Here is a 25,981-nt window from a genome sequence, read left to right as displayed (position 1 = left end):
AGCTAATCATACCAATCTTGTTGGATGACTTCAATTGGATAATTGGCTTCACAAAAGTCAACAGCTTGATTGAGCATCTTTTCCGCAAAGCCGTATGAATTTGACACAATACCCATGCCAAGAATAGCCTGGTTGATGACGTCTTGGTCTCCAGTTTCTGCAACTGTAACACCGTATTTGGCGGATACTTTTTTCATCATGCCTTGTAGGATTCGGCGTTTGTCTTTCAGCGAATCGCTAGCAAATGTAAATGTAATTTCCAATCCCAATAAAATCATGTCACACACCTACCCCTTTTTACTAAATTTTCTCATACTATTTCCGGGTGTCAACTGTTTGAATTAAAAGCCTTTATGCCTTATAGTGAAAGTAAGAATCGATTGTATAATTAAATGTTGAAAGGAAGATTCCATGAAGATTGCTTTACTAGAACCATTACGCGTACCAGAAGCCCGCATTAACGAATTGGCCCAACCGCTGATTGACGCTGGTCATGAATTTACCTATTACCCTGACAAAACGACTGATCCAAACGAACTTTATGAACGGTCTAAAGACGCTGATATTGTCATGATTGCCAACAATCCATACCCGGCTGAAGTAATCGAGCGTTTAGAAAATACAAAATTTATCAACGTCGCCTTCACTGGTTTCGACCATGTTAACAGCAAAGCAAGTAAGGATAAAGGGATCGCCATCGCCAATGCTTCAGGATATGCAACAACAGCGGTTGCTGAATTGGCTTTAGGTTTGACTTTAGACCTATTCCGCGCCATCACAAAGGGTAACGACGACATCCGTAATGCCAACTTCCCAGGTCCCTTCCAAGGTCGTGAAATCAAAGGAAAAACGGTTGGTATCGTCGGTACTGGTCATATCGGACTTGAAACGGCCAAATTATTCAAAGCTTTCGGCGCTAATTTAATCGGATACAACCGGTCTGAAAAGCAGGAAGCCAAAGACTTAGGCGTAGAATTAGTTGAACTGGATGAATTATTGCAAAGGACAGATATTGTTTCAGTTCATTTACCTCTAAATGATGAAACAAAACACTTGTTAAATAAAGACAAATTAAGCTTGATGAAAGAATCCGCTGTGATGATTAACGTTGCCCGCGGGCCGATTATTGATGATGCAGCCTTAGCTGACTTATTGAATGATGGTAAAATAGCCGGCGCTGGGATTGACGTCTTTGACGGCGAACCGCCATTGCCTGCTGACTACCCGTTATTATCGGCTAAGAATGCTATTTTGACACCACATGTTGGTTTCTTATCTGACGAAGCCATGGAATTAAGAGCGCAAATTGCTTTTGAAAACACGCAAGCATTTATCAACGGTAAACCCCAAAACATCGTTCAAGAAGCCTAGTTTCTATAAACTTAAATCGATATTCAAATAACAAAAAAATCCAGGCTGCCCGGTTAAGGGTGCCTGGATTTTTCGTATGATTAACGTTTATTTATTAGCGTGTAGTTCTTGAACCTACATAACGTTTTTCAATATAGTTTGATAGTTTAGTTAGAATCGTAATAATGATGATGTACATCAAACCAACAATCAACCACATGCTACCTGATTGGTAAGTACGGGCGATGATGATACGACCTGTTTGCGTCAATTCTACGATACCAATTACGGATAGGATTGACGTATCTTTCAAGGTAATAACGAACTGGTTAATGAATGACGGTACCATCACTTTTACTGCCTGAGGCAAGATGATGTGACGCATTGTTTGGCCGTTTGTTAAACCTAGACTTCTTGCTGCTTCAGTTTGACCAGTGTCGATGGCTTGGATACCACCACGAACGATTTCACCCATGTAGGCTGCTGCATTAAGTGAAAGGGTTAAGATACCCGCCAAGTTACTTGAAATGGTAATATTAAACATTTGTGGAATACCGAAGTAGATGAAGAATGACATTACAATTAGGGGTAACCCACGCATGATGTCAATATAAACTGTCGCAATTCCTGATAGCACAACGTTACCACTTGTACGCATCAATCCTAAGAAAATACCTAAGATTGTTGCAATTACTAATGATATGATAGCTAAGTAAACAGTTGTTCCTAAACCTGATAATAAGGCTGGGAAGTTGTTAGCTAATTGAGTTAAGAAGCCGTTAGAAGAGCTTGTTTCACCTTCTTCAGAATCACCTAAGTATTTACCAACGATTTCGTCGTACTCGCCAGATTCTTGAATAGCTGCTAGTCCGTCATTGAACATTTGTAGTAATTCTTGGTTTTCACCAGCTAAAACAGCGAACCCATAAGAAACTGGTTCTAATTGGTCACCAATAATTTTAAGGTTCAAACCACCAGAGTTAATTGCGTAAGCCATTACTGGATAATCTTCTACTGCTGCCGATGAGTTACCAGAAATAACATCTTGGTACATGTTAGAAGAGTCATCAAATGTCGTTACGGTAAAACCGTATTCGTCGGCCATTGATTGGGCAATTGTTGCCCCTTGCGTACCAGTTTTCACGGCAACATTTTGTCCTTCTAAGTCTTCGTATGATTCAATATCTGAATCCGCTAAAACAGCGAATGTTGTCCCTGAATCAAAATACGGTTCTGAGAAGTCAAATGTTTGTTGACGTTCTTCTGTAATTGACATACCAGCGATTACGGCATCTGCTTGTTGGGTCTCAACCGCTTGAACTGCCGCATCAAACCCTAGTGATTTCAACTCGTATTTGAAACCTTGGTTAGCTGCAATGGCATCCAATAATTCAACATCGATACCAGTAAAGTCACCATTTTCGTCTACGAATTCAAATGGTGCAAAAGTTGTATCTGTTGCAATTGTGTAAGTTTCACCTGAACCAGCTGCTGGTGTTTCTGTTGAAGAAGATGTATCTTCTTGGCCAGCACCATATTCAGCTAAAATTTCATCATATTCGCCAGATGCCTTGATGTTTTTAAGACCAGCGTTGAACATTTCAAGTAATTCAGCATTTTGACCACCTAATACGGCGAAACCATATGGCGCTTCTTCAAAATTGTCACCAATGAATCGTAAGTTTAAACCACCTGATTCGATTGCATAACCCATTACTGGATAATCTTCTACCGCTGCCACTGAGTTACCAGAAATAACATCTTGGTACATGTTTGGCGAGTCATCGAAAGTATTCACTGTAAAACCGTATTGGTCCGCTAGTTCGGCTGCAATGGTTGCCCCTTGCGTACCAGTTTTAACAGCAACAGATTGACCTTCTAAATCTTCCAAAGATTGGTATTCAGAATCGTCTAGGACTGCGAAGGCAGTACCTGATTCATAATATGGTTCTGAGAAATCAAAAGTTTGTTGACGTTCATCTGTAATCGACATACCCGCGATTACCGCATCCGCTTGACCAGTTTCAACAGCTTGAACAGCTGCGTCGAAACCTAATGAACGTAATTCATAATCAAATCCTTGGTCTTCAGCGATTGCTGCTAAAATATCTACATCGATCCCAACAAATTCACCTGAATCATCTACGAATTCAAAAGGTGCAAAAGTTGTATCGGTTGCAATAATATAGGTTTCGCCATTACCTGTTTCAGTTGCCTCAACTTTGCCAGGTGCGATTGAAAATAATAGAGTAAGTAAACTTACAATAAATACGGAAAATGATAGCTTTTTATGCTTCATCATGCCTTTCCCTCACTTCTTTCTTCATATATTTTTAATGCTTTCAAAAGATAGTTACAAGTATACCTTGAAATTTTCAAAAAAGGAAAGGAAATATCACGCAAAATGTCAGATTTTCTCACACACGCAGATAAAACCCGTCTATTTACTCACACGACCCATTTTGTTATACCCAATCACTTTTTTTCACAAAATAAATATAAATGTGTAAAATAGGATTAAATCAAAGGATTAAATCAAAGAATTAAATCGAAAGTTGAAAATAAAAAAGAAAGTGATGTTGAATTATGGCCAAAGCTAAAAAAACCAATGTAATCCGTAAATTAGATCAACAAAAAATTCCCTATACAGAAATGACCCTTCCTGAAGATTTCACGCCCCATTCCAGTGAAGAAGTTGCTGAAGTCCTTGGCATTAATCCAGACCAACAATTTAAAACACTAGTCACACACGGAAAATCAAAAAACCACTATGTCTTCCTAGTCCCTGTTAACCATGAGTTAGACCTAAAATTAGCCGCTGCTGCCGTTGGCGAGAAGAATATTCATATGATTGCTCAGAAAGATCTCGAACCCTTAACTGGCTACATTCACGGTGGGTGTTCTCCCATTAGTATGAAGAAGGCCTTCCCAACCGTTATTGATGCCACCGCTCAAAATTATGAGACTATTATTTTTTCAGCCGGAAAACGCAGTTTCCTAGTTGAAGCACCCGTTAATGACTTGGAAAAAGTGATTGCCCAATTAGACTTTGCCGACATTCTAGCCTAAAAAAACTAGCCAAGAGAAATCTAGCTAGTTTTTCCTATATCTATTCTACTATCTTATATCCATGTAAAGTGTATTTGACGGCACTATCCGTGCACCAAATGGTACAAGCGATAGTAAGGCTAGTTTAAAGTGTTGTTTGGCGAACGGGATACCGATAATGGTAATGGCTAAAATAACCCCCATAAATAGGTGCATGGCTGCTAATTCTAAACCACCAAAGATTAACCATAGGATATTCCATAGCAAGCTCCCAAAGCCACTTTCTTCACGGACAACGTCCTTACCAAATGGCATTAAGGATAATTTGGCCATCTTGAAACATTGTAGGCCTACGGGGATACCAATAACCGTTAAACACCATATACAGCCGATAAAGATCCAAGAGATGGCAGAAATAATACCACCAAAGATCATTCAAATTAAATTTCCTAAACAACCCATGGGCGTTCATCCTTTCATTTTCGTTTTCAATAGTTTATGGTTATAATATAGCACAGATAAGTTTACTAGCCATCCGTCTTACGATGTAATTTTAAGTTAAAAGTAATTGTAAGCGCTATATAACAGTCTACAAAAGCTCGCTAGTAAAAAAATACCAATTGGAGGATTTACATGACAGACATCAAATTAATTGCCATTGATATGGATCACACCTTACTAAATGACAAGGGACAGCTCCCTAAGAACTTTACTGACCAGGTACACGCCTTAAAGGAAAAAGGCATCCAGGTGGCCATCGCATCCGGACGACCACTTTATACCTTGGCAGATATGTTCAGTCATATCGAGGACGATTTGATTTTCGTATCTGATAATGGTGCAGCCATTACCAAACAAGGAGAACAATTATTTAATTCAATCATCGAACCAGATGACTACCGAAAATTGATGGCCTTTACCCTTGAGCAAAATGAAGCTGCTGGCATCCCTATCTTGTGCGCCCTAGATGCTGCCTATATTCCAAAAGCCCATGACCAGTATGACCAAGTCTACCGGACTTTTTATACAAATATTTATTATTATGACGACTTTGCGTCAGTAGAAGCTGTTGCCAACAAGTTTACCGTTTATACACCGAATAACGATGCTGTTGACCAATATGCAGACATTTACGGACCTGCTTTAAACAAACAATTCTCTGCCACAACATCTGGTAAAGAATGGATTGATATTATGAACAAAAATATCAATAAAGGACAAGCTATGTACCAACTGAGTAACTTACTCAATATCACCACTGACCAAATGATGGCTTTTGGTGATAACTATAATGACATTGAAATGTTGGCTGCAGTGAAATATTCATATGCCATGGAAAATGCACATGACGATATTAAAGCACAAGCTAACTTTATCGCCCCATCTAATAACGATCTAGGTGTCTCAAAAATCATTCAAGACTTGTTAGACGGTAACTTCTAAAAATAACATAACCATAAATCAAAAACACAGAAAGTAGTTGAACCTCACTTGATCAGCCATTTTCTGTGTTTTTCCCTCTAGTATGTTCTTCCTTATTTACCATTTCCCCAAGCTAGCCTGTCCTTCTATAGAAAAAACCGCTAGTAAGCTGTTGATTGACCTTTTTCAGGTATTAATCAAACAATCCTAATTGTTCACAGGCTTTATAAATGCCGTCATTCCAAACTTCAGAAGTAATGATATCTGCAGTTTTCTTGACGTTATCGGTCCCATTACCCATTGCAACTGAGGTGCCAACTTTGGCCAACATTTCAAGGTCATTGTCGGCGTCACCGAAGGCATAAGTTTGTGAAATATCCATATTTAATATCTCAAGAACCCTGTCAATCCCATTGGCTTTAGACACATCGAATGGATAGATATCCAAATGAGTCGGACCCGTTTGAACGACTTTCAATTCAGTCAACCAGTCGCTCACAATCTGGATATTTTCAGTGGTCACGAGCATTTGAAGGACGTGTTCAGGATATTCACTATCATGCACAATCTTAAATGGTTCTCCGTAATCCCTGGCATGAAAAACATTTGGTAGTAAATGAAGGCCTTCCTTGGTATCAAAAAAGCCTGGCACATCGCGGAAACGCATCTCGTCAACCGTTCGTTCAACTAGTGCTTGGTCAATATAGTTTTGATAAACAAGGTCATTTTCGATATGAACTGCCTGACCATTTGAAGTGATGAATGAATCAATCTTCAATAAGTCCCCCACGTCCTGGGCACGGTTCTTCCAGCGACCTGTCGCAATAATTGGCAGCACGCCATTGGCTTTTAACTTTTCAATGGCAAGGTAGGTTGACTCTGGGACCTGTTGTTCAATGGGTAAATGGTACTTGTTTGAGTCAAATAAGGTACCGTCAATATCAAAAAATGCCACTCGTTCAATCTTCATAGAAGAGCCTCCTGTAATTTTCTTACTTTCATTATAGCAGTTTACGCTTTCATTTGATCTGAGTGATTGCATTTACTAAAATATTTCTGCTTTCAATTGATCAATAATGGCTGCGAATTTCTTAGTATCCGCCATTGGCATCCGGTTGCTTTCTAATCTACCTGCTTTTAGATTGGCATGGACATGGGTAATTTCACCATAAAAATCATCGACAATATTTAAGATTTCATTGTTGGTGACCCTATCGGCTACAATTAAGTCAAATTTAGTCGGTCGGTGGAAGACATAAAGCACAATTTCCCCTTTACTTCCTGAAATCACTGCTTTTGCGTCTGTAAATCGGTCAAAACCTGATTCTAGCACAGCTTCCTTACCGTTCACGTCAAATACCGCATTCACGTAAACTTCTACTTGACTTTCATGTAACTTGTAATCCAAGTTTTTCAAGACAAATTCACCTGGCAAGAAGTCTTCTAGTAAGGCCACGTTATAGACACCCATATCTAGTAAACAGCCACCTTGACCTTTTTCAAAATGGTAAGAAGCATTGGACTCATCGAATTTTCGGCATAAAGAAGTGGTTACCGTATGGACTTCCCCAATTTCACCTTGTGCGACCAGCTCTTTCACCGTTTGATAAGCAGGTGTAAAGCGACTCTTCATGGCTTCCATAAAGAAAACGGGTTTAGCATCTAAAGCTGTTTCAATTTTTGAAACTTCAGCTTGATTCATAGTCGCTGGTTTTTCACAAAGAATGGCTTTGCCTGCTTGGATGGCTTTCAAGACCCATTCCAAATGGTATTTATGCGGTAAGGCTATGTAGACCGCGTCCACTTGGTCGTCGTCCAATAATTCTTGGTAAGACCCATAAGCCTCTTCACATGGATGGTTAGCTTTGAAAGCTTCAGCCTTTTCAATCGTCCGGTTGGCAACCGCGTATAATTCACCGTCAGTTACCTCCTCTAGACTATTCGCAAATCGGTTGGCAATATTTCCTGCGCCTATAATTCCCCACTTAATCATCTAAAGCTCCTCTCTGAATTCGCGTAAACTTCTTGGCAATTTGTTCGTTATTTTCTTGGTAATTGGTCATATAAATCATGGCATATAGAACGTTGAAAATATATTCAATGGCAATTTGCGAGGAGAAAGTCCCTATTTTCAAGGAGTCTGACCTCTCCAAATCAATAGTTGTCAGCCAATGGTCAGTCATCCCCGCTAAAATTTTAGCATCTAGGGACGAAATCAAAATAGTTGGCACACTTTCAGCTTTCAAAATGTTAATAAATTGCTGGTACTTGACTGAATCCGCCCGGTAAGAGGTAAAAATGGCACAGTCAGTCTTTAAAATATTGGATGCTACCCAGGCCTCATCCGCGTATTCTTCCGCAATCACAATGAAAATCCCTAATTTAGCCAGCTTATTTTGAAAAGATCGGGCTGAAATTTGCGTGTCGCCTTTGGCAAAAATAAATATCCGCTTAGCATCTAGCAGAGTTTTCACACAGGCTTCAAAAGTCCTTTCATCCAAATTGGCTTGCATAGCTTCAATCGTTTGCTTGGTCAAACTAGCCATTTTGTCGGCAATATCACTAGTCGAATCTTCCGGTACGAAGGGAAAATTGGCATCCACTGCCCCTTCTTTGAACCGCTCCTGCTGGGCATAGGCAATTAAAGCCACCCGAAAATCCCTGAAACCTTCAAAACCTAACTTTTGGGTAAATCGAACAATCGCTGAATGCGAAGTATAGGTTTTGGTTGCTAAATCCGTCAGATTAAACTGGCTGGTCGCTAAGGGATTGCTCAAGATATAAGCCGCAATTCGCTTTTCATTGGGCGTAAATTTTTGGTCATTTTTAAGTGCTTGCACTAAATTCATTTTCTCACCTTCTCCTGAAAGGGTTTTATACTCATAACATTGTACGCTATCTGCCTGAAAATTGGTATGGAGGATATCTTTTTGGTCAAAATGTTCAAAAGCCCCCTTTAATTTAACCCCTTCCTGGCAGTTACTACCAGAATAGCCAAATCGCTATCATTTTCCCATCAATACCGCTATATTTAAGACAAATACATTTATGGAGGTTATATTCATGTTAAATATTGCTTATATCGGAAACGGTAAATCCACCAACCGCTACCACCTACCCTTCTCTAGTCGCCTACCGGAAATTGTCAACGTGCAAACGATTTACTCGCGGTCTGGGAAAAGTGCTTGGCCAACCCTTGACGGTGTTCATTACACGAGTAACCTAGATGATATCTACAAGGATGAAGCCATCAACCTAGTTGTCATTACAACACCTAACCCTACCCACTATGATTTAGCCAAACAAACTCTTGAAGCCGGTAAAAATGTATTGGTTGAAAAACCGTTTGCGGAAACTCGTGACCAAGCCAAAGAGTTATTCGACTTAGCCAAAGAAAAAGGCCTGTTCATCCAATGCTACCAAAATCGTCGCTACGATTCTGACTTCCTAACTACGCAAAAAGTCATCGAATCTGGCGTCCTTGGTGATTTGATCGAGGTTGAAATTCACTACGATCGCTATAACCCTGAATTTTCAGAAAATTCAACTTATAGTTTAATCGATTCCTATACATACGGACTAGGGTCTCATTCCCTTGACCAAGCCATTTCTTACTTCGGTATGCCTGACGATGTCCACTTCGACACCCGTCAAATTCTTGGTTCCGGCAAATTAAACGACTACTTCGACTTTGATTTAAACTACGGCAATTTAAAAGTGGCTGTTTCGGGATCATTAATGCGGTTTGAAGCCAGACCATCTTTTGCCATTTACGGAAAAAAAGGTGTCTTCATCAAGCAAACAAAAGACCGTCAAGAAGACCATTTGAAACTAAACTACACCCCTGACCAACCTGGTTTTGGCCAAGACTTGCCTGAACACTACGGCACTTTAACCTATCTCGATGACAATGGTGTCTACCACAAAGAAGCGGTTGTTACTGAAGTTGGCGACTATCGTCAAGTTTACCGCGATATCTATGAAACCATTATTAACGGCAAAGAGAAAGTCGTGAAAGATGAAGAAACCTTGTTAGTCATGCAAATTATGGAAGACGGTCAAGTCAACTTACATTAATTTAGACCCTACTAAAGAAAGGAAATATATATGAAATTAGGAATATTGGGTGCTGGTAAGATTGTCGTAGATTTCCTATCAATGGTCCACGATATCCCAGCTATAGAATTGGTTGCCCTTTTGTCATCTGAAAGATCTTTGGCTAAAAACCAAGCGATGGCGGACGACCACGGAATCAACCAAGTTTTCACGGACCTAGACGTCTTATTAGCTAGCGATATCGATACCATCTATGTGGCCTTGCCCAACCATCTGCATTATGAATTTGCAAAAAAGGCACTATTGGCCAATAAAAACGTGATTTGTGAGAAGCCATTCACCTTAAACTTGGCAGAGCTAGAAGAACTGGAAGGAATCGCTCTGGAAAAAGATTTGGTATTAGTAGAGGCGATTACCAACCAACACTTCCAAAACTTCAAAGCACTAAAAGCAGATTTGGCTAAACTAGGAACTATTAAAATTGTTGAAGCCAACTACTCACAATATTCAAGCCGGTATGATGCTTTTATGGATGGTGAGATTTTACCAGCCTTTGATCCCAAAAAAGCTGGTGGTGCCTTAATGGACATCAATATTTACAACGTCCATTTACTGGTCGGCTTATTTGGTGCACCAAAATCAGCTACATATTATGCCAATGTAGACCGGGGAATCGATACTTCCGGCATGTTGATTATGGATTTTGAAGATTTTAAAGCGGTCTGCATCGGGTCAAAAGATACCGACGCCCCAATTAGATCAACTATTCAAGGACGAAACGGTGCCTTAATTATCGATGGCCCAACCAATTCATTGGCTTCTTATGATTTAGCCTTGCGCGGAGAGTCTTCACAAACAACCGACAAACGAATTCACAACCACCGCATGTATGAAGAATTTGTTGAATTTGAAGACATCATCCGTACTCACGATATGGACCGGGTCAAAGCAAACTTAGCCCACTCTAAAGCGGTTATGGCAGTTATTGACCAAGCCCTTGCTTCAGCAGATTTACAATTAGGATAAGCACCACTAAAGTATATGACAAAAGCCTATGGCATCCACAATTGGGACTATAGGCTTTTCCTTTGTAAATTATTTTAATGCGTTCAATGTTTCTAGTCCTAAGACCACATCATCGGTAATAATATTGGTTACTTTAGCAGTAATTAGTTTTTCCATATCTTCAGCTCGGTTTACAGTATAGGTGTTAATCCCGATATTGTTGGCTGCAAGACTATCAAAATCTTCTGACTCTAAAGTCATGAAGAATGGATGGTAAAATTCATGCCCTTGACTAGCGGTATAATCACCTGGGTTCAAAATGCCACTCATCGTTAAAAGACCCGTTTTTAAGGCCGGATTTACCTTTTTGGCATCATTCATGGTGTGGTGTTGGAAAGAAGATAAGACTACTCGATCAATTAAGTCATATTGTTGAATCAAGTCATTCACCTTTTCAACTAGACCATCATAACGGAAAATATTGGTTTTTAATTCAATATTGACCATGATGTCCAAGGCCTGGAACCACTTGAAAAATTCTTCGAGTGTTGGTATTTGAATGTCTTCATTTTCTTCAACTCGACCTTGGAATTTGCCATAGAAATAGAAGGTTTTTAATTCCGCTAAGGTCATGTCCTTGATAAAACCCGTGCCATTTGACGTCCGGTCAATGGTTTCATCGTGACAAATCACGACCTGTTCATCGCTCGTTAATTGTACATCAAGCTCAATACCCGTGATATCAAACTTAGCTGCTTCTTTAAAAGCCAGCATGGTATTTTCAGGGAATAACTTTGAAAAGCCTCGGTGTGCAATAATGCCAGTCATAAGTTCACTCCTTATTCTTCGTGGTAACGACGGTTTAAAATTGAATTACCTGTTGTTTTATCAAATAAATATGCTTTATTTATATCAATTTGTAAATACACATCAGAATGTGTTGGCACTCTTCTCGCTGGACTTAAGCGCGCTGTCATTTCACGTTCTGAAGAATGGAAATCAAAGTAGACGAAGGTATCTGCACCTACTTGTTCAACATTTTTAGTTTGAACTAAAATAGTCTGGCTATCAAAACGATCATTCTTATATTCAAAGTGCTCTGGGCGTAAACCAATTTGAATTTCCTGACCAGTTGCTTCTACTAAAATGTTATCCTGCATCTCTTGAGGTAATGGGAAGATTTCCGCGCTTGATTCAATTGCCGTACCATTTTCAGTTTTCACTAAACGACCGTCTATCAAGTTCATTTGTGGACTGCCAATGAATTCCGCAACAAAACGGTTCACTGGATTATTGTATAAGTTTTCTGGTGTATCAAATTGTTCAACACGACCAGCATTTAAGACTGCAATACGCGTCCCCATTGTCATCGCTTCGGTTTGGTCATGTGTGACATAAATGAAGGTAGTTTGTAATTGACGGTGCAATTCAACGATTTCAGAACGCATCGATACACGTAATTTCGCATCCAAGTTTGATAATGGTTCATCTAACAAGAATACTTTTGGATTACGTACCATCGCACGACCTAAAGCCACACGTTGACGTTGTCCACCAGATAAGGCACCTGGCTTCTTGTCTAAGTATTCTGTTAGTTGTAGTGGTTTCGCTACTTCCTCAACTTTTGCATAACGTTCTTTTTTAGAAATACCTTCCATTTTCATTGCGAAGGCAATATTATCACGAACATTCATATGTGGGTATAAGGCGTATGATTGGAAAACCATTGCGATGTCACGGTCTTTTGCAGGTACGTTGTTGACAACATCATCACCAATACGTAATTCCCCTTCAGAAATAGTTTCTAATCCTGCGATCATTCGTAGAGTAGTCGATTTGCCGCAACCAGATGGTCCCACAAATACGATAAATTCTTTATCTTCGATGTCTAAATCGATATTATGGATTGCTTTAAATCCATCTTCATAAATTTTGCCAACTTTATTTAATTGAACTTTTGCCATTCTATCCTCCTATTAACCTTTCACTGCCCCTGCAGTTAAACCTTTAACCATGTTCTTAGATCCGATAACAAAGATGGCTAGACTAGGTATCATTGAAATAATAACACCCGCTACCATTAAAACTAATGATTGTGAATCTACACTATTCAACATTGAAATCCCGATTTGAACAGTTCGCGCATTATCGTTATTCGTTACTAGTAACGGCCACATGTACATGTTCCAACCTGCAAGGAATGACTGAACGGCCATTGAACCAAGCGTTGGTCTCAGTAATGGAAACATAATTTCAAATACAAATCGTAAATCTTTACACCCATCCATTTTAGCTGCTTCATAAATTTCATAAGGGAAGTTTTGTAGCGCTTGTGTACATAAAAAGATGTTAAATGCTGAAGCCATAAATGGCAGGATCAATACAATAATTGAATCATTTAAGCCCCAGCCAGATACCATCAAGAATTGAGAGATAATTACCGCTTCACCTGGTACCATCATGGTAGAAAGGATTAAGGCATACACTAATTTACTGCCCTTAAAGTTTACAAATCTGAAAGCAAAACCGGCTAATAAAGATGTCAGAATCTGCAATAAGGTAACAGATGTTGCTACGATAATTGAGTTGACGATATAACGACCTAAAGGGGCGATATCAAAAACTTGAACGAAGTTTGTTAACGTTGGGTTTTGCGGGAATAGAATTGAATTTGGATCATATAATTCAGCTGATGGTTTCAAGGCCATTAATACGGCATAAATTAAAGGAAACATCATAAAAAGCCACATGATAACGTTAAGGACAATTACGCCTACTTGTTGAACTCTTTGCTGCATCAAATATTTCTGATCCTGTTTATTACGGTTTGTAACTGCTATTGAATTTGCTTGCGTGCTAGCCATTATTTATTGCTCCTTCCTCGAATGATAAACATGATAATTGTTAAAATCATAATGATGACGAATAAAACAACTGATTCTGCTGAGGCAAATCCATACCGGTAATTCATAAAGGCATTCTTGTAAATATCGTAAACAATTACGTTCGTCGCTTCACCTGGACCACCTTTAGTCAAGATATTGATTTGACCGAAACCTTGGAAGGCGTTAATCACGTTAGTTACAATAACAAAGAAGAAAGTTGGGCCTAATGAAGGAATGGTAATATTGATAAATTTTTGAAAACCGTTGGCTCCATCAATTGAGGCACTTTCATATAAAGAATCCTCAATACTCGCTAATCCAGAAGAGAAATATAAAAAGTTCATCCCTGAATTTAACCAGCCAGTTAAAATCCCTATAACTACCAGAGACCATGTTGGATGCGTTAGAAGGTTCTGATTAGTGCCGATTAACTTGTTTATAATTCCTACTGTCGGGTTTAACATGACTTGGAAAATCATGGCCATACCTGCAGATGCAATAGCCATTGGCATCGCATAAGAGGTAGAGAAAAATCTAATCCCAGGAAATGACCGTTGACATAGAATAGCCGCTATTAGTCCAACTGTCACACCAAAAAGTACAACAATCAAAACAAACTGGAATGATACCATCATAGAGTTCCAGAATGATTTACTGGCAAATAATTCAACATAGTTTCTCAAACCAAGAAACTGGGACATTTGACCGAAAGAATCTGTTAGATATAGCGAACGGAAAATCGTTTGGATAAAAGGCCAAAACATAAATACTGTTAAAACTAACAAAGCTGGTAACAAGTACATATAAGGTTGGATTCGTTCACCCAAGGTCTTCTTCGCTTTAATGATTACAATTTCATCTGTACGTTCCAAAATTGTGCTCCTTTCAAAATATAAAACAGCCGGAAAAAGCTTCCGGCTGTACAAAGTCTAAATCTTATTGATTCGTCGCATTGTAGTTTTCAAGCGCTGCATTTGTTTGATCAGCCATATTTTGAACTGCCTCTTCTGCAGTGATTTCATCATTTAATAGGCGCTCTAATTCTGCTTCGAAGTACATACGAGCTTCTTGATTTACACCAGATAAAGCACCTTGATCTTCAGGTGTCGCATCATGTAATTGGTCAATCGCCGTTTGGAATTGAGGGAATTCTGCTAAGTTATCTTTGAATACTTGTTCGTCATGGGCATTTTTGTTTACAGGGAAGTAACCTGTATCTGCATTCCATTGCGCTTGAACCTCAGGTGTTACTAGGTATTGCATGAAGTCCCAAGTAGCATCTTTCTTAGCTTCGTCTTCAGATTCGATCATCCATAGAGACGCACCACCGATTGAAACGCCACCTTCATCTTCCGAAGATAATGCTGGGAAGTAAGCAGTACCTACTTCGAATCGGCCGTCAACTTCTGTTAAGATTTGACGTAATGTTGCTGTTGAAGCTAAAGTGATTGCTGATTGACCTGAAACGAACTCAGCTTGTCCACCAGTACGTCCCACGTTGGGTGCTACACCTTCGTCTTGTGCTTTTTTCCAAGTTTCTAAGGCACGTAGCATGCTACCGTTTTGGTCGAATACAACTTCTGTTGGTGCAGCATCACGGCCGTTACCATTGTTGTACATGTCTTCTTCAGTTTTGTTGATAAATTGCTCAATGTACCAACCATAGATAGTTAATGACATTGGCATTTCAACGCCTGCTTCAGTTAATTGTGGTGAAATTTCAATAATTTCTTCAAATGTAGTTGGTGCTTCTTCGATACCAGCTTGCTCAAATAGGTCCGCATTGTAGTACATTAACGGTGTAGATGAGTTGAATGGCATAGAGTATAAAGTGTCATCCTTCGTATAGTAAGCTAATAAGTTTTCTTCTAAGTCGCCTAATTCAAATCCAGATTCGTCAACGTAATCTTGAACAGGTACTGTTAAACCTGAGTCGATCATGAATGTCATCCCTTGTTCAAATACTTGAACTAAGTCGGCACCGACATCAGAACCAGAGGCAGATGACCGTAATTTTGTTAATGTTTCATCATAAGTTCCTTGATATTGCGCATTGACGAAAACTTCATCTTGCGACTCGTTATATTGGTCAACGATTTTTTGTAGTGCTTCACCAGTAGACCCACCCATACCATGCCAGAATACTAATTCAGTTTCGCCCTCTGCAGCACCAGTAGATGAGTTAGATGATTCAGAACCTGCACTAGCATTACCACATGCAGCTAATAATGCAGCTGATAATAACCCCACACCAAAGCGCATAATATTCTTGTTAAATTTCATTGTCCTTATTTCCTCCCGAAAATTAATCTCAAATTTTTAACTCCGCTATTTATCTTAAACTACTAATATTAACTTCCAATCAAGTTTCAGTATTAGTTTTGAAAATAATCAGTAAAGTCTTTAATCCGAATTTTTTACACTTAATTGATTTTATTCATCATATAAAAACGAATAAATCCCTATCACATCAAGCACGTAACTGTATTCAAGGGTTGCTGATTCCTAAATCTAGATGTGATTTTTGTAAATATTAAGTGAATTATTTACAATTTCCCGGTATTAACGTCCCATATTCGTTTATTATGGATACTTCGATTAGAATATTCATAGCTATTCTCAGTTAATCCCTATTTTCCATTTCGTTCTATATATGATTTAAGTTTTCTAGACTTTTAGGTTATGATATAAGGAATTCATTTTGTAAGGAGGATGGTCATTTATGACACAATTACATCAATGTAGTGTGGCCGATGTGGATGAGCTAAGAGCTGTCTCTATCGAAACCTATACGGATACTTTTGGAGAATTTAATTCAGATGAAAATATGCGTATTTACTTGGAGGATGCCTACAACCGCGATAAGTTGCTAGCTGAATTAGCAGAAACCAACAGCCAGTTCTTTTTTATGAAGGAGAATAATGAAACAGTTGGCTACTTGAAACTCAATCTTGGGGATGCCCAGACTGAATACATAGGTGACAACTTACTTGAGGTTGAACGGATTTATGTGCGGACAGCCTTTCTACGTAATGGTTACGGAACCAAACTAATTCAAACGGCTGAAGAAATCGCACGTGAACTTGGTGTAAACGGTATGTGGCTTGGCGTTTGGGAACATAACCAACGTGCCCTAAATTTCTATAGCAAAATGGGCTTGCGTCACATAAGCCAACATTCTTTCTTCATGGCTGACGATGAACAAATTGATTTAATATACTATAAAGACCTATAGGAAAAATGATTTAATTATATAGAAAATCCCTGAACATGGTGTAAAGCCCCCCAAAAGTTAGATTTTTGGTCTAACTTTAGGGAGGCTCTACAATTATCCTTCCAAAATATTCTTTGTAATGAATCTTTATAAGCAATTTTAGTTTAAAAATACACTTTAACAGCAAATTGATCAACTTGAAGGTCATGTACTACAAAAGCACCCTTACGCTTAACGGATAAGAGGTGCTTCTTTTCATCTACTTAATGTGATTAATATGAAATTTATCATACTTATGGAAAATGCTTGTATCAAGACTCAGAGGTTGAGAATAATATAAGCCCCCGTCCCAACGATTCCAGCTATAAGAATACCCGCAAATGTCTGAATACAAGCTTCTAGAATTTTTTTAGCACAATAATTAGGAAACGTATCTTTAGCATAATATTTAGCAATGGCGATACTAGCTGATAGCATCACTATAAGTAAGACCCAAAGAAATAAAAATGTTAAAAATGCTACATTCCATATAACATTATCCCCATTTTCTGTTAGATCTACGCACACTTTTATTACAAACAGCGATAAGAAGAATAGAACAATACCAACAACAATAATACGTATAAACGTCAATGCTAGATTCGTCTGTTCTACTGCTTTCTCTCGAATTTTTGTTTTTTCTTTTAAAGGATTATTCTCATTTTTCATTCTAAATTTCCCTTTCTTCAAACATTAACAATTTTTTGTTTCTAAGATTTTGAAATCTTTCTTTAATGATACGCTTAATTTACCACCCTAAACTAAATTTTTCATATTTAACAATTTCACCACTATTTATCTACTATATGAAATCAGTCTATTTTAAGTAATCCAAATCGTATCTTTCTTAATACAGTATATAATTGAAAAACTGAAGTATCTGACCTACTAAACATTTTAAGTTGGTTTTAAGTGGTTTAAACAAAAATAAGACCCTACAAACACTGTTAAAACAATGATTGTAAGGTCTTTTGTTTTTATTCCCACTCTATTGTTGCAGGTGGCTTGCTCGTAATGTCTAAGACTACGCGGTTGATGTGTGCACATTCGTTTACGATACGTTTAGAAATGGTGTCTAATACGTCGTAAGGGATGCGTGCCCATTCAGATGTCATACCGTCGATTGAGGTTACGGCACGGATACCAATTGTGTATTCGTAAGTACGCTCGTCACCCATTACCCCTACTGATTTGAAACCAGGTAGGACTGTAAAGTATTGCCAGATGTCGCCTTCTAGACCGTGTTTTCTAATTTCATCACGTAGGATAAAGTCAGATTCACGAACGACTTCTAGTTTTTCAGGGGTTACTTCACCGATGATACGGATAGCTAAACCTGGTCCTGGGAATGGTTGGCGCCAAACGATCTTATCTGGCATGCCAAGTTCTGTCCCTACTGCACGGACTTCATCTTTAAATAAGGTATTTAAAGGTTCGATCAATGAGAAGGTCATGTCTTCTGGTAAGCCACCAACGTTATGGTGAGACTTAATGGTTTGCGCTGTATCTGTACCTGACTCAATAACGTCAGTATATAAAGTACCTTGCGCTAAGTAATCAACGTCTTTAATTTTTTGTGCTTCGTCATCGAATACATAAACGAATTCGTTACCGATAATTTTACGTTTACGTTCTGGATCAGATACGCCTGCTAATTTGCTTAGGAAACGGTCTTCAGCATCTACTTTGATGATGTTTAAACCAAATTTACCACCTAGTGTTTCCATTACCTCTTCTGCTTCGTTTTTACGTAATAAACCGTGGTCTACGAAGATACAAGTTAATTGGTCACCAATGGCTTTTTGTAATAATACACCAACAACAGATGAGTCTACCCCACCAGAAAGGCCAAGCAATACTTTACCATCGCCCACTAATTCACGAATTTCTTGGATTTTAATATCGATGAATTTTTCCATCGTCCATGACCCTTGTGCGCCACAAATGTCGAAGACGAAGTTACGTAACATGTCGTTACCGTGAACTGATGCACGAACTTCTGGGTGGAATTGGAAACCGTAGAATTGTTTTTCTGTGTTTTCAAAGGCTGCTACTGGACTATGTTCACCGCGTGCAGTGACTTCAAAGCCTTCGGGAATTTCTTCAATACGGTCAGAATGGCTCATTAACACTAATTCTTCTGCTTCTAACCCTTTAAAAATGGCTGAATCTGCCTTGTCGATGAATAATGGTTGTTGACCGTATTCACGTTTGTCAGAGCGGGCAACTACCCCACCATTTTTGAATGTCATTAATTGCATACCATAGCAAATCCCTAAAACTGGGATACCTAAATCAAATACGGCTTCATCGATTGAAAAAGCACCGTCTGCATACACTGACATTGGACCACCAGATAAGATGATTCCTTTAACATTACCTTTCGCCATGATTTCGTCAGCAGTTAGTTTATGTGATAGTAGTTCTGAATAAACGCCTAGCTCACGAATACGACGGGTAATCAATTGGTTATATTGACTACCGTAATCAAGTACAATGATTTTTTCAATATCTTGCATTGATTGTTGGACACTCATGTTTTCACTTCCTTTTTCGAATTTCATCTTTATTCTAGCATTTAATATTTGTGATTACTAGGGATTTATCAAGGTTAATAAAATATTGTTCGGAATCTACTCGTACAACCTTTAATAATTTGCTAAATTTACATTTAATTCGTTTTCAAAGTTGTTGGCACCTGTAAATATTGTATATAATAGAACAGAATAGGAGTGAAAGTATGAAAAAAGCGACTGGTAAAGCCAACGGGAAAATCATTATTATTGGTGAACATGCCGTGGTTCATGGGTATCCATCTGTAGCCCTACCCTTTCATGCGGTAGAAATGACAGTCACCATTGAACAGATTCAAACCAATGCTTATTTGGTGAGTGACTTATATGAAGGACCACTCCACCAAGCACCATCAGATTTACAGAACTTGCTAGCTGTTTATGACCAATTGCGGGCCGATTTAATGACCCAGACCCAGAGTCACTGGCTGATTAATATCCACTCATCTATACCCGCTGAGCGAGGTATGGGTTCTTCAGCAGCTATGGCAACAGCTTTGGTCCGCGCTTTCTACAATTACTATGACCTTCCCCTTACAGAAGACAAACTATTAAAATACGTAGACTTATCTGAAAAAATTAGTCACGGCAATCCGTCTGGTTTGGATGCACGTGTGGCCGGCCTTGGCGTTCCTTTGATTTATCAAAAAAATCAACCAATGACGATTGTACATTTCGACACCCCTTATTGGTTGGTGGTTGCGGATACTGGCATTCACGGCAATACCAAAAATGCGGTAGCTGATGTGGCAGCTGGTTTGAATTCAGCTTTTATTACCCGTCGTCAAGCTGTTGAATGTAATTTACGTCAGCTTGGTGAGGCAGCGAATCAATTTATTGATTTAGTTGAATTAAATTCTGATAAAATGGCCAATGACCAGTGGTTTACGGCTATTTGTCGCACGTTTAAGGATGCCCATCAGCACTTGCGGGCTTTACAAGTATCCAGTCCTGAACTTGAGGCGGGCGTTTCTTTTGCGGAAGCGAATGGGGCCGGCGCAGCCAAGCTAACTGGTGGTGGCCGTGGTGGTTGCTATTTCGCCTTGTGCGACAGCAAGGACAAGGCTACCCTTTTGGCTAAAGCTTTAAAAACAGAAAATATGGCGGTGGCGAGCTGGGTGGTGCCTTTTAAATCATCACCTTTAGATGATAATGCCGGCGAATAGTGGGCGTAATCTGCAGAAATCAGTTATAATAAGGGAAAGAAAATTTTTTGAGGGAGAATCGAGATGTCAGTTTTTCAAGGCGCTTACCGGGCGCACACCAATATTGCATTAATTAAATATTGGGGTAAGGCGAATAAGGACTTATTTATCCCCACTACATCTAGTTTGTCGCTCACTTTAGACGCCTTGTATACAGACACGCGCGTGACTTTTTCGAGCGATTTTGACGTGGATGTTTTTTATTTAAACAATCAATTAGGCAATGAAGCGGATACGACGAAAATTAGCAAGTTTTTAGATATGTTTAGAGCAGAAGCTGGCGTGGACTTGCGGGCTAAAGTAGAAAGCGTCAATCATGTGCCCACTGCGGCAGGCTTGGCTTCTTCGTCGTCGGCATTTTCGGCCCTAGCGGCGGCTACTAGACAGGCTTTAAAGTTAGAAAATCAAATTTCTGACCAGGCACTATCGACATTTGCGCGACGGGGATCTGGATCAGCAACACGGTCCATTTTCGGTGGCTTTGTTGAATGGCAAAAAGGGACCACCAATGAAAACTCTATGGCAGTTGAAATTGACGACGCCTCTTGGGATGTGGGCATGGTCATTATGGCCATTAACACCGCTGAGAAACGCATATCTTCTCGTGAAGGGATGGCCCATACCTTGCGGACGTCGCCTTTCTACCCTGAATGGGTTCGGCAAAATATGATTGATTTAGAGCGAATTAAAGCGGCCATTGCCAAGCACGATTTCCAATTGATGGGTGAAATCGCTGAAGCCAATGCCATGCGGATGCATGCAACAACTATGGCTTCTGATCCTTCTTTCACCTATTTTGAACCTGATACCATTAAAGCCATTCAAGCAGTCCAAGATATACGCGCGACTGGCGTTTTGGCTTACTATACAATTGATGCTGGGCCAAACGTGAAAGTTTTATGTAAAGCGAGCCAGATGGACGAGGTGGAAGCCTTTTTTGCAGAACGATTTAAAGGTATGAACTTTATCCAAACGACTGCTGGACCGGGGATTAAACCCTTAGATAGATGGGAGTATGACGATGGCGCAATCTTATAATGATAGCACGATAATCCATACGAATAACGATACAGATGCCATCAAGGTGGCCGTGCCGGGGAAATTATTCCTTGCGGGCGAATATGCAGTGGTGAGTTCTGGTCAAGCTGCCTTATTAACCACAGTTGACGCCTTCTTACACCTCACTTTAGAGGTGAATTCTGGGCAGAATGGTTACTTAATCACCAACCAGGCTGACCATCCAATTGCTTGGACCTACGACGTCAATGGCCAAGTTGTTTCTAACGACCCAGAAGCTGGCGAATTCCCATTAATTTGGCAAGCTATGCAAACTGTAATAGCATATGCTGAAGCAGTCGGCATGAAATCGGCAGCGACACCAGATTACTTTGATTTGAAAATTCAGTCTGACTTGGATGCGGCTGACGGGACTAAATATGGTTTAGGATCATCTGGTGCCATCTCAGTGGCTGTCGTTTCAGCCTTATTGAAATTCTACAAATTAGACCAAGATATTACGGAATCGCAGTGGGTCTACCGGGTCTTTAAATTAGTTGCCATCGCTCAAGCACAATTGGGCATGGTAGGCTCACTTGGAGATGTTGCAGCCAGCACCCAAACAGGTGTCATCTACTACCAAAACTTCGACCGTTCCTGGTTTGACCAACAAGCCAAATCGACCGGGCAAGAAATTCATGCCTTAACCGAAGAATTTTGGCCGGAATTGATCATTGAACAATTACCGATTGATCCAGACTGGACTTTATCGTTAGTTTGGTCTAAAGAAAAAGCATCGACTGAAGACTTATTAAAAATGGTGGCCCACCATATTTCTGAACGAGAACTAGAAGAAGTCATGGCCAGTTTTAAACAATTGGCCAAACGCCAAGTTTTAATGGCTAAGGCAGCCATCCAAATGAATGAATGGTCTTTATTCAAATCAGCGATTAAAGATAATTTCGACAATATTTTAACCTATACCCAAACATTGAATAAGCCTTATTTGACCAAGTCCTTTAAGAAAGCATTGAAGTTAGTCACATCAGAAAAAACCGTCGCCAAAATTTCTGGTGCGGGGGCTGGAGACTGTGCCTACGCGATTTCTAGTCACGCTGATGAGGCCAAAGCCATCCAAGGCTTATGGCGAGAAAATGACCTAGTCGTGCTCCCCTTCGCTTTCTGGCAAAGAAATGAACAGGAGAGATAGTATGAACCGTAAAGATGCCCACGTGCACAATGCTGAAATGCAATACCAAACAGCGCCAACTGATTTTGAATCTGTTCGCTTTGTCCACCCATCCCTGTCCCACCAAGAATTCAATAATATCGACTTGTCGACCACTTTGTTTAAACAACAGTTTGACCGCCCTTTCTATATTAATGCCATGACTGGTGGGTCTGAATGGACCAAGAAAATTAATGGTATGTTCGCTGAAGTTGCTCGTGAATGTCATTTACCAATGGCTTCAGGATCCGTTTCTGCAGCCTTAAAAGACCCTTCTGTAGCGGATTCTTTTACCATTATTCGTGACCTGAATCCCAATGGTTTCTTGATGGCCAATGTCGGCGCTGATAAGACCTTAGAGGATGCCAAAAGAGCAGTCGATTTATTAGACGCAGATGCCCTACAAATTCACTTGAATACAGCTCAAGAAATTGTCATGCCTGAAGGCGACCGAGATTTCAGAAAATTAGAAGACAATATTGTGGCTATCGTCGAAAACGTAGATCGGCCGGTAATGGTTAAGGAAGTTGGCTTTGGTATGTCTTACCAAACCATGCACCATCTACAAAGTTTAGGCGTTAATACCATCGATGTTTCAGGTACAGGTGGAACGAATTTCGCCAAAATCGAAAACGCTCGCCGTGAACACCAAGAGTTCGCCTACATGGCTGACTGGGGGCAATCAACCGTTATTTCATTATTAGAAGCACAGCCATTGATGAGTCAGACCACCATCGTTGCTTCTGGTGGGATTAAAGACCCAATGCAAATGATGAAGGCCCTTGCCCTAGGCGCATCTGCCGTTGGTATGTCAGGTCAGTTCTTGCATTCGGTCCTTGGAGAAGGCGTAGACGCAACCATTGAAATGGTCAAGTCTTACGACGAACAATTACGCTTGTTGATGATGGTATTAGACTGCCAAGACCTGAATGAACTGCGTAACACAGACTTGATGATCACCGGGAAACCAGCCGAATGGTCAAGACTCCGCCGAATCAATATCGAGTATTTCGCATCAAGAAGCCAGAATTAAGATAAGGATGTGAAAAATGTCGTTTAGACTCGTAACAGTGGAAGAAATAAATGTAGTGATGGCACATCACGCAACTTATTTCTGAAGTGGCACGAGTCTGACATTTTGAACTCGACTACAAGGTGCGACACAAACCGTTCAGAAATGAACGTTGGAAGGTTGGAGCAGAGATGATGCAATCAGCCATAATCTAATCTGAAACGCAGTCATTTCTGGTTTGTGGAGCCCGATTATAAGGATGTGAAAAATGTCGTTTAGACTCGTAACAGTGGAAGAAATAAATGTAGTGATGGCACATCACGCAACTTATTTCTGAAGTGGCACGAGTCTGACATTTTGAACTCGACTACAAGGTGCGACACAAACCGTTCAGAAATGAACGTTGAAAGATTAGCGCAGAGATGATGCAATCAGCTATAAGCTAATCTGAAACGCAGTCATTTCTGGTTTGTGGAGCCCGATTGTAAGGATGTGAAAAATGTCGTTTAGACTCGTAACAGTGGAAGAAATAAATGTAGTGATGGTACATCACGCAACTTATTTCTGAAGTGGCACGAGTCTGACATTTTGAGCTCGACTACAAGGTGCGAGAGCCCCTTTATAAAAATGTGACGCAAATATCTCTTTAACTTAAATATTCACCAAAAAGTGCCCCTTCAACATGAAGAAGGCACTTTTTTTGCATGCCCTTTTTATTAGGACTGCCACATGTTTATATCAGCCGAGCCGAAACAAAAGAGCTATTTCCACGCCCTACAATTTTAGACAAAGGATTGTTGATTCTAACCAAATGACGACAGTAAAAAAAGACCATGGCCCTCGAGTCACGGTCTGAGGTCTAGCTCGAAATCGCTATACCCTTTTTCAAAAAATTATAGGAAAATGTATAAAATGGCGATGGTGCCGACGCCAGCGATGATGGTTTTGATGATGTCTTTATACCGGTAGGCGACGAACAAGGACACGAGTGCTGGTATCAGTTTGATATTCTCCAGTAGGTTGAGGTTGAATTGGCTTTTCCAGAAAAATATGTCGGTAAAAATCATTGCGGTAAAAATTATAACGGGTAGGTAAGCCATTGTTTTGTATACCATTGGAGAAATTTTGCTGTTACGCATAACGAGTGCTGGTACGACGCGCATGGCGATGCACAGTAAGCCGAGTGTTACTACGAATAATGTCATGATAGCCCTCCTATGCTACACGGTTATTTTCTTGACGTTTTAAGAAATAGAATACGACCGCTAAGGCGATGGCTGTGGCCATAATAATCACGTAGGATGATTGGAAAATAGTCATCAAGATGACGGCAATCACACCTGTCAATAACATGGTATTGAGCATCATGCGGTTATTTAGATTCGGGACAAGAATGCCGATAAACATAGCGACCATGACAAAGTTTGATATGACATCAGGAATTTGAATGAAGGTACCAAACAAGGCACCTGATGCAGTAAATAGGATCCAGGAAAGCCATGTTGCAGTGGCGACGAATAAGGCGTCGTTAATAGCCCATGGTTTCTGTCGACTGTTATCCTGCAGTTTTAGGACATTGATAGCGTAAGATTCGTCTGCTGTCATGTAGCCTAACCAAGCGACCTTAAAATTAGGAGCTTGTTTTAAGTATGGGCCGAAAGACACACTATACAAGGCCTGACGGGAACTTAATAGTAAGACTGAGATAAAGACTTCGAATACACTAGCGTTTTGTGCAATCAGGGCTGCTGCCACAAATTGTGCGGAGCCCCCAAATACTAGACTGGACATCAGCACAACCTGCCACCAGGTTAAGCCGGCATCAGCAAGCAGTAAACCACAAGCTAAACCAACTGGTAGATAACCCACGATAATGGGGATTGATAACTTGATACGTTCGGACTTGGCGTCCACAATTTCTGCCATTAAACATCCTCCCTTATGTTTA

At 39.9% G+C, this 25,981-nt stretch carries 25 protein-coding genes; 10 read left to right on the top strand and 15 right to left on the bottom strand.

The genetic code is table 11. The features are described from left to right. Window positions 1-2: 2 nt before the first annotated feature. Window positions 3-278, bottom strand: a complete 276-nt coding sequence (locus A6J77_RS07640; RefSeq protein WP_083069640.1) for a DUF503 domain-containing protein — start codon at window positions 276-278, stop codon at window positions 3-5. Between the two features lie 133 nt (window positions 279-411). Here A6J77_RS07640 and A6J77_RS07635 point away from each other — a divergent pair, with 133 nt between their 5' ends. Then, the gene (locus A6J77_RS07635; protein WP_083069638.1) at window positions 412-1,371 is read left to right on the top strand and encodes a 2-hydroxyacid dehydrogenase; all 960 of its coding nucleotides are present in this window, start codon (window positions 412-414) and stop codon (window positions 1,369-1,371) included. Between the two features lie 94 nt (window positions 1,372-1,465). Here A6J77_RS07635 and A6J77_RS07630 read toward each other — a convergent pair whose 3' ends face one another. Further along, complete coding sequence (locus A6J77_RS07630; protein ID WP_083070278.1) at window positions 1,466-3,649, bottom strand: amino acid ABC transporter substrate-binding protein/permease; 2,184 nt, start codon at window positions 3,647-3,649, stop codon at window positions 1,466-1,468. A gap of 287 nt (window positions 3,650-3,936) precedes the next feature. On the opposite strand from A6J77_RS07630, the gene ybaK reads away from it, so the two are divergent. Continuing rightward, on the top strand, window positions 3,937-4,419 hold the full coding sequence (ybaK, locus tag A6J77_RS07625) for a Cys-tRNA(Pro) deacylase (protein ID WP_083069636.1): 483 nt from the start codon (window positions 3,937-3,939) through the stop codon (window positions 4,417-4,419). A 48-nt stretch (window positions 4,420-4,467) separates the two neighbouring features. Here ybaK and A6J77_RS07620 read toward each other — a convergent pair whose 3' ends face one another. Continuing rightward, a complete protein-coding gene (locus tag A6J77_RS07620; RefSeq protein WP_227645152.1) occupies window positions 4,468-4,833 on the bottom strand; it encodes a YccF domain-containing protein in 366 nt (121 codons plus the stop codon). A 198-nt stretch (window positions 4,834-5,031) separates the two neighbouring features. On the opposite strand from A6J77_RS07620, the gene A6J77_RS07615 reads away from it, so the two are divergent. After that, on the top strand, window positions 5,032-5,841 hold the full coding sequence (locus tag A6J77_RS07615; protein ID WP_083069634.1) for a Cof-type HAD-IIB family hydrolase: 810 nt from the start codon (window positions 5,032-5,034) through the stop codon (window positions 5,839-5,841). Between the two features lie 172 nt (window positions 5,842-6,013). Here the strand turns inward: A6J77_RS07615 and A6J77_RS07610 are convergent, their stop codons facing one another. The 3 genes from A6J77_RS07610 to A6J77_RS07600 all read right to left on the bottom strand — a co-directional run bounded on the left by A6J77_RS07610 (window position 6,014) and on the right by A6J77_RS07600 (window position 8,669). Continuing rightward, window positions 6,014-6,790 carry a Cof-type HAD-IIB family hydrolase gene (locus A6J77_RS07610; RefSeq protein WP_227645151.1) on the bottom strand — a complete coding sequence of 259 codons (777 nt, stop codon included), beginning with the start codon at window positions 6,788-6,790 and terminating at the stop codon, window positions 6,014-6,016. 75 nt (window positions 6,791-6,865) lie between these two features. Continuing rightward, window positions 6,866-7,813, bottom strand: a complete 948-nt coding sequence (locus A6J77_RS07605; protein ID WP_083069630.1) for a Gfo/Idh/MocA family protein — start codon at window positions 7,811-7,813, stop codon at window positions 6,866-6,868. Then, complete coding sequence (locus tag A6J77_RS07600; protein WP_083069628.1) at window positions 7,806-8,669, bottom strand: MurR/RpiR family transcriptional regulator; 864 nt, start codon at window positions 8,667-8,669, stop codon at window positions 7,806-7,808. Before A6J77_RS07600 ends, A6J77_RS07605 begins: the two co-directional genes overlap by 8 nt. A 214-nt stretch (window positions 8,670-8,883) precedes the next feature. On the opposite strand from A6J77_RS07600, the gene A6J77_RS07595 reads away from it, so the two are divergent. Both A6J77_RS07595 and A6J77_RS07590 read left to right on the top strand, forming a co-directional pair. Then, window positions 8,884-9,897 carry a Gfo/Idh/MocA family oxidoreductase gene (locus tag A6J77_RS07595; protein ID WP_083069627.1) on the top strand — a complete coding sequence of 338 codons (1,014 nt, stop codon included), beginning with the start codon at window positions 8,884-8,886 and terminating at the stop codon, window positions 9,895-9,897. Between the two features lie 30 nt (window positions 9,898-9,927). Next, window positions 9,928-10,902 carry a Gfo/Idh/MocA family protein gene (locus tag A6J77_RS07590; RefSeq protein WP_083069625.1) on the top strand — a complete coding sequence of 325 codons (975 nt, stop codon included), beginning with the start codon at window positions 9,928-9,930 and terminating at the stop codon, window positions 10,900-10,902. A 69-nt stretch (window positions 10,903-10,971) separates the two neighbouring features. Here A6J77_RS07590 and A6J77_RS07585 read toward each other — a convergent pair whose 3' ends face one another. The 5 genes from A6J77_RS07585 to A6J77_RS07565 all read right to left on the bottom strand — a co-directional run bounded on the left by A6J77_RS07585 (window position 10,972) and on the right by A6J77_RS07565 (window position 16,049). Then, complete coding sequence (locus A6J77_RS07585; RefSeq protein ID WP_083069623.1) at window positions 10,972-11,709, bottom strand: glycerophosphodiester phosphodiesterase; 738 nt, start codon at window positions 11,707-11,709, stop codon at window positions 10,972-10,974. An 11-nt stretch (window positions 11,710-11,720) separates the two neighbouring features. After that, window positions 11,721-12,845: an ABC transporter ATP-binding protein gene (locus tag A6J77_RS07580; protein ID WP_083069621.1), complete on the bottom strand. Its 1,125-nt coding sequence runs from the start codon at window positions 12,843-12,845 to the stop codon at window positions 11,721-11,723. A 12-nt stretch (window positions 12,846-12,857) separates the two neighbouring features. Beyond that, on the bottom strand, window positions 12,858-13,745 hold the full coding sequence (locus A6J77_RS07575; RefSeq protein ID WP_083069620.1) for a carbohydrate ABC transporter permease: 888 nt from the start codon (window positions 13,743-13,745) through the stop codon (window positions 12,858-12,860). Continuing rightward, a complete protein-coding gene (locus A6J77_RS07570; protein ID WP_083069618.1) occupies window positions 13,745-14,638 on the bottom strand; it encodes a carbohydrate ABC transporter permease in 894 nt (297 codons plus the stop codon). The genes A6J77_RS07575 and A6J77_RS07570 overlap by 1 nt, the downstream gene beginning before the upstream one ends. Window positions 14,639-14,702: 64 nt before the next feature. After that, window positions 14,703-16,049 (bottom strand): ABC transporter substrate-binding protein, encoded by a 1,347-nt coding sequence (locus tag A6J77_RS07565; RefSeq protein WP_083069616.1) that lies wholly within the window; start codon window positions 16,047-16,049, stop codon window positions 14,703-14,705. A 439-nt stretch (window positions 16,050-16,488) separates the two neighbouring features. Between A6J77_RS07565 and A6J77_RS07560 the strand changes: the two genes are divergently transcribed. Then, window positions 16,489-17,001 carry a GNAT family N-acetyltransferase gene (locus A6J77_RS07560; protein WP_083069614.1) on the top strand — a complete coding sequence of 171 codons (513 nt, stop codon included), beginning with the start codon at window positions 16,489-16,491 and terminating at the stop codon, window positions 16,999-17,001. A gap of 297 nt (window positions 17,002-17,298) precedes the next feature. On the opposite strand, the gene A6J77_RS07555 is transcribed toward A6J77_RS07560, so the two are convergent. Together A6J77_RS07555 and guaA are read right to left on the bottom strand one after the other, a co-directional pair. Continuing rightward, window positions 17,299-17,688 carry a hypothetical protein gene (locus tag A6J77_RS07555; protein WP_083069612.1) on the bottom strand — a complete coding sequence of 130 codons (390 nt, stop codon included), beginning with the start codon at window positions 17,686-17,688 and terminating at the stop codon, window positions 17,299-17,301. Window positions 17,689-17,996: 308 nt separating this feature from the next. Next, window positions 17,997-19,556, bottom strand: coding sequence for a glutamine-hydrolyzing GMP synthase (gene guaA / locus A6J77_RS07550; RefSeq protein ID WP_083069610.1), 1,560 nt, complete (start codon window positions 19,554-19,556; stop codon window positions 17,997-17,999). Window positions 19,557-19,759: 203 nt separating this feature from the next. Between guaA and mvk the strand changes: the two genes are divergently transcribed. The 4 genes from mvk to fni all read left to right on the top strand — a co-directional run bounded on the left by mvk (window position 19,760) and on the right by fni (window position 24,054). Beyond that, window positions 19,760-20,758 carry a mevalonate kinase gene (gene mvk / locus A6J77_RS07545; RefSeq protein ID WP_083069608.1) on the top strand — a complete coding sequence of 333 codons (999 nt, stop codon included), beginning with the start codon at window positions 19,760-19,762 and terminating at the stop codon, window positions 20,756-20,758. Between the two features lie 63 nt (window positions 20,759-20,821). Next, complete coding sequence (mvaD, locus tag A6J77_RS07540) at window positions 20,822-21,835, top strand: diphosphomevalonate decarboxylase (RefSeq protein WP_083069606.1); 1,014 nt, start codon at window positions 20,822-20,824, stop codon at window positions 21,833-21,835. Next, window positions 21,819-23,003: a phosphomevalonate kinase gene (locus tag A6J77_RS07535; RefSeq protein WP_083069604.1), complete on the top strand. Its 1,185-nt coding sequence runs from the start codon at window positions 21,819-21,821 to the stop codon at window positions 23,001-23,003. Before mvaD ends, A6J77_RS07535 begins: the two co-directional genes overlap by 17 nt. 1 nt (window position 23,004) lies before the next feature. After that, on the top strand, window positions 23,005-24,054 hold the full coding sequence (gene fni, locus A6J77_RS07530; RefSeq protein WP_193756655.1) for a type 2 isopentenyl-diphosphate Delta-isomerase: 1,050 nt from the start codon (window positions 23,005-23,007) through the stop codon (window positions 24,052-24,054). Window positions 24,055-24,926: 872 nt separating this feature from the next. On the opposite strand, the gene A6J77_RS07525 is transcribed toward fni, so the two are convergent. Further along, window positions 24,927-25,238 carry an AzlD domain-containing protein gene (locus A6J77_RS07525; protein ID WP_083069600.1) on the bottom strand — a complete coding sequence of 104 codons (312 nt, stop codon included), beginning with the start codon at window positions 25,236-25,238 and terminating at the stop codon, window positions 24,927-24,929. A 10-nt stretch (window positions 25,239-25,248) separates the two neighbouring features. After that, window positions 25,249-25,959: an AzlC family ABC transporter permease gene (locus tag A6J77_RS07520; protein WP_083069598.1), complete on the bottom strand. Its 711-nt coding sequence runs from the start codon at window positions 25,957-25,959 to the stop codon at window positions 25,249-25,251. Window positions 25,960-25,981: the final 22 nt, after the last annotated feature.

The sequence above is a fragment of the Aerococcus viridans genome (assembly GCF_002083135.2).
In the GTDB taxonomy this organism is placed as follows: domain Bacteria; phylum Bacillota; class Bacilli; order Lactobacillales; family Aerococcaceae; genus Aerococcus; species Aerococcus viridans_C.
Note: the sequence above shows the minus strand (reverse complement) of the source record. Positions and strands in the feature narration are given on the sequence as shown.